Annotated in this window: 5 protein-coding genes and 1 pseudogene; all 6 read left to right on the top strand. The window is 61.7% G+C overall.

The features are described from left to right. A partial coding sequence (locus EN925_RS22385; protein WP_164894330.1) for an amidohydrolase occupies window positions 1-1,032 on the top strand: 1,032 nt, incomplete at its 5' end. A 141-nt stretch (window positions 1,033-1,173) separates the two neighbouring features. Further along, window positions 1,174-2,268 carry an ABC transporter ATP-binding protein gene (locus tag EN925_RS22380; protein ID WP_027161444.1) on the top strand — a complete coding sequence of 365 codons (1,095 nt, stop codon included), beginning with the start codon at window positions 1,174-1,176 and terminating at the stop codon, window positions 2,266-2,268. A 2-nt stretch (window positions 2,269-2,270) separates the two neighbouring features. After that, a complete protein-coding gene (locus EN925_RS22375; protein ID WP_013529815.1) occupies window positions 2,271-3,191 on the top strand; it encodes an ABC transporter permease in 921 nt (306 codons plus the stop codon). Next, window positions 3,184-3,984 carry an ABC transporter permease gene (locus EN925_RS22370; protein WP_013529816.1) on the top strand — a complete coding sequence of 267 codons (801 nt, stop codon included), beginning with the start codon at window positions 3,184-3,186 and terminating at the stop codon, window positions 3,982-3,984. Before EN925_RS22375 ends, EN925_RS22370 begins: the two co-directional genes overlap by 8 nt. 23 nt (window positions 3,985-4,007) lie before the next feature. Further along, window positions 4,008-5,042: an extracellular solute-binding protein gene (locus EN925_RS22365; RefSeq protein ID WP_027161445.1), complete on the top strand. Its 1,035-nt coding sequence runs from the start codon at window positions 4,008-4,010 to the stop codon at window positions 5,040-5,042. Window positions 5,043-5,106: 64 nt separating this feature from the next. Beyond that, window positions 5,107-5,229 (top strand): annotated as a pseudogene (locus EN925_RS40840) (6-aminohexanoate hydrolase); the annotation flags it as partial.

Below are 5,229 nucleotides of genomic sequence, written 5' to 3'. Positions count from 1 at the left end.
GAGCCGGACCCGATGCCGACGGCGGCCGAGCGGGACGCCGACCGCGACATTATGCGGCGCGGGCTCGCCTGGTGCGCCCGCCACGGCATCACCTCGATCCAGAACATGGACGGCAACCTCTATCAGCTTGAGCTGCTGGCCGAGATCGAAGCCGAGGAAGGCTTGCCCTGCCGCGTCAAGATCCCGTTCCACTACAAGAATTTCATGACGCTCGACATGCTCGACAAGGCATCTGGTATGGCCGAAAGCTATAACAGCGAATGGCTGTCGTCGGGCATGGTCAAGGTGTTCTACGACGGGGTGCTCGATTCCTGGACAGCTGTCATGGTCGAGCCATATGCCGACCGGCCCGACTGGGTGGGCGAGCCGCTGTTCACGCCGCAACAATTCATCGATCTGGCCGTCGCGGCCGACAGGCGCGGGCTGCAGATCGCCGTGCACTCGATCGGCGACGGCGCGGTGCGCGCGGTGCTGGACGGTTATGAGGCGGCGCAGAAGGCGAACGGCAAGCGCGACAGCCGTCACCGGGTCGAGCACATCGAGGTCACCACCACATCGGATGTGCCGCGTTTCGCAGAACTCGGCGTCATTGCTTCCATGCAACCGCCGCATCCGCCCGGCGCCATGGATTTTCCGCTGGAGCCGACGGTGTCGCGCATCGGGCCGGCACGCTGGCCGCTGAGCTATGCCTGGCGGACCTTGAAGGATGCCGGCGCGCATGTCGTCTTCGCATCCGATTGGCCGGTGTCGCCGATCGATCCGATCCTGGGCATTCAGGCGGCAGTGTTGCGCAAACCATGGGCAGAAAGCGACCCGGATCAGAGTTTCTCGCTGCATGAAGCGATCGCCGGTTACACGATCGAGGGCGCCTACGCCGAATTCGCCGAGCACCGCAAGGGCACGCTGAGATCGGGCTACATGGCCGATCTGGTGGTTTTGTCGATGGATATCGAGAACACCGCCCCGGCCGATCTGCACAAGGTGCGGCCGGTGACGACGATTTGCGGCGGCAAGATCACCTATCAGGCCTGACTATGGCATGGGGCTTGCAGGCCTCAATGACTGACTGAACTGTGACCCAATGCCGGGCTTGCCAACCCACCGGCCATGTGGTCACATCGAACAGGGGAAGAGCTCCGCCAGCAAGAGCGGGGTCAACAGTGAGGCGTAATCGTGCCGGACAAACCGGATCGGAATGCGATTGAAGTAGTAAACGTCAGCAAAATTTTCGGATCAGGTGAGGGGCAGGTGGCTGCCCTCGACACGGTCTCGGTATCTATCCGCGAGAACGAATTCTTCACGTTGCTGGGGCCATCCGGCTGCGGCAAGACGACGTTGCTCAGGCTGATCGCCGGCTTCGATTTTCCAACCGCCGGTGAAATCCTGCTCTACGGCCAGGACATCGCGCCGCTGCCACCCTTCAAACGGCCGGTCAACACCGTTTTCCAATCCTATGCGCTGTTCCCGCACATGACGGTCGCAGACAATATCGGCTTTGGCCTGGAAATGCTGGGTAAGCCGAGGGCCGAGATCAAGGCGCGCGTCGCCGAGATGCTGAAGCTGGTCAAGATGGAGGCACTCGCCGGTCGTCGCACCAGCCAGATCTCCGGCGGCCAGCAGCAGCGCGTGGCCTTGGCCCGCGCCTTGGCACCGCAGCCGAAGGTGCTTTTGCTCGACGAGCCACTGTCGGCGCTCGACTATAAGCTGCGCAAGGAGATGCAGATCGAGTTGAAGCGGTTGCAGCACGAGACCGGCATCACCTTCATCTTCGTCACCCACGACCAGGAAGAAGCGCTGACCATGTCCGACCGCATCGCGGTCATGTCATCGGGCAAGATCCTCCAGGTCGGTTCGCCCTGGGATATCTACGACAAGCCGGCCGAACGCTTCGTCGCCGACTTTATCGGTGAAACCAACTTCCTGACGGCCGCCATCAGCGAGATGGCCAACGGCAAGGCGCGCGCCACGCTCAAGTCCGGTGCGACCATCGAGGCGACCGTGGCCCAGGGTTTCCAGCCCAAGCCCAATGCCACGGTCGTGGTTCGGCCTGAACACGCCAAGCTGACCAAGGCCAAGGGCGAACTGTCGGGGAGGGTCGATAATATCGTCTATTTCGGTACCGACACCCACATCCATGTTCATCTCGACAGCGGCGAACTCTTCACCGTACGCCAGCAGAACACGCGCAGCGCGGGCTGCGGTTTCGAGAAGGGCGACGCGGTCGGCATCCTCATCGGCAGCGATGCCGCCCAGGTCCTGAAGGACTGACGATGGCGACCGCGGAAGAAGTCGCCAAGGCAGCGGAGCGGCGCGATGTCCGCGACCGCTGGCTTTTGTCAGCGCCAGCGCTGCTGGTCATTTTCCTCGCCGCGACCGGCCCCTTGCTGATCGTGCTCGTCTACTCGTTCCTGACGCCAGGCTCCTATGGCGACGTGAAGTGGCAGTTCTCGCCGGAAGCCTGGATAGCGGTGTTTCTGGAACGCGATATCTTCGACGACACGCTTTCGATCGCCGCCGCCCACGTCACCATCTTCCTGCGCTCGATCAAGCTCTCGGTGGTGACGACGATCGCCACCTTGGTGCTTGGTTTCCCGACCGCCTATTTCATGGCGACGCGCAGCGAAAAGACCCGCGATCTCTGGCTGTTCCTGATCACCATTCCGTTCTGGACCAACCTTTTGATCCGCACCTTCGCGGTGCTGCAGATCATCCGCAACGAAGGCATCATCAACACAATGCTGCTCAAGCTCGGCATCATCTCGGCGCCGATCCAGATCCTCTACACCGACACGGCGATCCTGATCGGCATGGCCTATGTCTACCTGCCGCTGATGGTGCTGCCGATCTACGCCAGTATGGAAAAGCTCGATTTCCGGCTGGTCGAGGCGGGCTATGACCTTTACGCCACGCGCTTCCAGGTGCTGCGGCGGATTATCTTTCCGATGGTCAAGCCGGGCGTCATCGCCGGCTCCATCCTGGTCTTCATTCCAGCGCTTGGCGCCTATGTGACGCCGAGCGTGCTTGGCGGCGGCAAGAACATGATGCTGTCCAACCTGATCGAATTGCAGTTCGGGCAGGGCCGCAACTGGCCACTCGGCTCGGCGCTGTCGATCGCCGTCATGATCATCGTCATGGTGGCGCTGCTTGCCTATGTGCGCAATGCCGGCAAGTCGGGGGTGCGTCATGGCTAAGAACTTTTCCATCAAGCACCAGCCAGGATTCAGCGCGATCGCCGCGACCTGCTTTATCGTGCTGTATCTGCCGATCATCGTGCTGGTCATCTATGCCTTCAACGCGGCGAGCTCGACCTCCGAATGGGGCGGCTTTTCGCTGAAATGGTTCCAGTCGGCATGGCAGAACACGCAGGTCGTCGATGCCACGCTGCGTTCCTTCCAGATCGGCTCCATTGCGGCGGTGCTCTCCACGATCTTTGCCACCATGGCGGCGCTCGCCACCACCCGCACCGCGTCCTATCCCGGCCTCACCTTCAAGTATGCGGCGATCAACCAGCCGCTGATGGTGCCCGAGATCGTCACCGGGGTGGCGCTGCTGATTTTCTTCTCGCGCATCAAGATCTTCACCGGCTATTCCGGCATCGGCTATCTGGTCGCCGCGCACACGGCGTTCTGCATTCCCTTTGCCTATTTGCCGATCCGGGCGCGGCTTGAGAATATGGACCTGACGCTGGAGCGTGCCGCAGCCGACCTCTACGCGACGCCCTGGAAGACGTTCCGGCGCATCACGTTGCCGCTTCTGTGGCCCGGCATCCTGGCCGGGCTGATGCTGGCCTTCGTCATCTCGCTCGACGACGTCGTCATCACCGAGTTCGTCAAATCGGGCGGCCAGGACACGCTGCCCACCTACATGCTCGGCCAGATCCGCCGCGGCATCACACCCGAGATCAACGCGATATCGACCGCCTTCCTGCTGCTCTCGGTTGCCATCGTCACGTTGTTTTTCTTCGTCAGCAGGAAACGAGACTGAACCGAAAAATGGGAGTTAAAACCATGAACTGGAAGACAACAGCAACCGCCATGGGGTTGGCGTTGCTCGCCTCGACGGGCCTGGCCCGCGCCGACGGCGTGCTCAACATCTACAATTGGGGCAACTACACCAGCCCCGACGTGATCAAGAAGTTCGAAGCCAAATACAACGTCAAGGTGACCATCACCGATTACGATTCCAACGACACCGCGCTGGCCAAGGTTCGCCAGGGCGGCACCGGCTTCGACATCGCGGTGCCGTCGCAGACCTATGTGCCGATCTGGATCAAGGAAGGTCTCCTGCTCGAGACCGATCCGGGCAAGATGGAGAACTTCAAGAACGTCGCGCCGGAATGGGCCAATCCCGAGTTCGATCCGGGCCGCAAATATTCGGTGCCGTGGGCCTGGGGCACGATCGGCGTCGTCGTCAACACCGATGCCTACAAGGGTCCAGCCGACAGCTGGGGCATCGTCTTCAACACGCCGGACGAGCTGAAGGGCAAGGTCAACGTCGTTCCGGAGATGGGCGACGTCATCTTCGCGGCGATCAAATATGTCGGCGGCCAGCAGTGCACCGACGACAAGGCGGTGCTGAAGAAGGTGCGCGACCTCCTGGTGGCGGCCAAGCCGAACTGGATCGCCATGGAATACAACACCATCGAGAAGATGGGCGCCGGCGATTTCAAGGCGACCAGCGACTGGAACGGCTCGGCACTGCGCCAGCGGCTGGCCAATCCGGCCATCCACTACAACTATCCGAAGGAAGGCTTTGGCCTGTGGAGCGACAACGTCGTCGTTCTGAAGGAAGCCAAGAACGTCGACAATGCCAAGCTGTTCCAGAACTTCATCATGGATCCGGAAAACGCGGCGGGCCTCTCGGCCTTCCACCGCTATGCCAACGCCATCACCGGCTCGGACAAATACATGCCGGCGGACATGAAGGATGCGCCGGAAGTCGTCATTCCGGCCGATGCCAAGCCGAAAGGCGAATTCCAGAAGATGTGCCCGCCGGAAACGCAGGAACTCTACACCAAGATCTGGACCGAACTGCAGAAGTAACCGCTGCATGAGAGACCCGGCGGCACATGCCGCCGGGTCTTTTCTTTTCCGGGAATGGCCTTTCATGGACTCCTATCGCAACAGCGATCCGCGGCCGCCGATCATGCAGGGCTCGCCGCCCGCCATGGTGCCGCCGAAGCTCGACTGGGACCGGCCGCCATGGAACCGCTGGGCGTTCCAGCACATC

Origin of the sequence: Mesorhizobium sp. M7A.F.Ca.US.006.04.2.1 (assembly GCF_004022915.1) — a bacterium.
Classification (GTDB): Bacteria; Pseudomonadota; Alphaproteobacteria; order Rhizobiales; family Rhizobiaceae; genus Mesorhizobium; species Mesorhizobium ciceri.
This window is presented reverse-complemented; position numbering and strand designations above follow the sequence as displayed.

Coding starts and splice junctions, on each gene's coding strand:
- EN925_RS22365 (WP_027161445.1), top strand. CDS start 4,008: ATGAACTGGAAGACAACAGCAACCGCCATGGGGTTGGCGTTGCTCGCC.
- EN925_RS22370 (WP_013529816.1), top strand. CDS start 3,184: ATGGCTAAGAACTTTTCCATCAAGCACCAGCCAGGATTCAGCGCGATC.
- EN925_RS22375 (WP_013529815.1), top strand. CDS start 2,271: ATGGCGACCGCGGAAGAAGTCGCCAAGGCAGCGGAGCGGCGCGATGTC.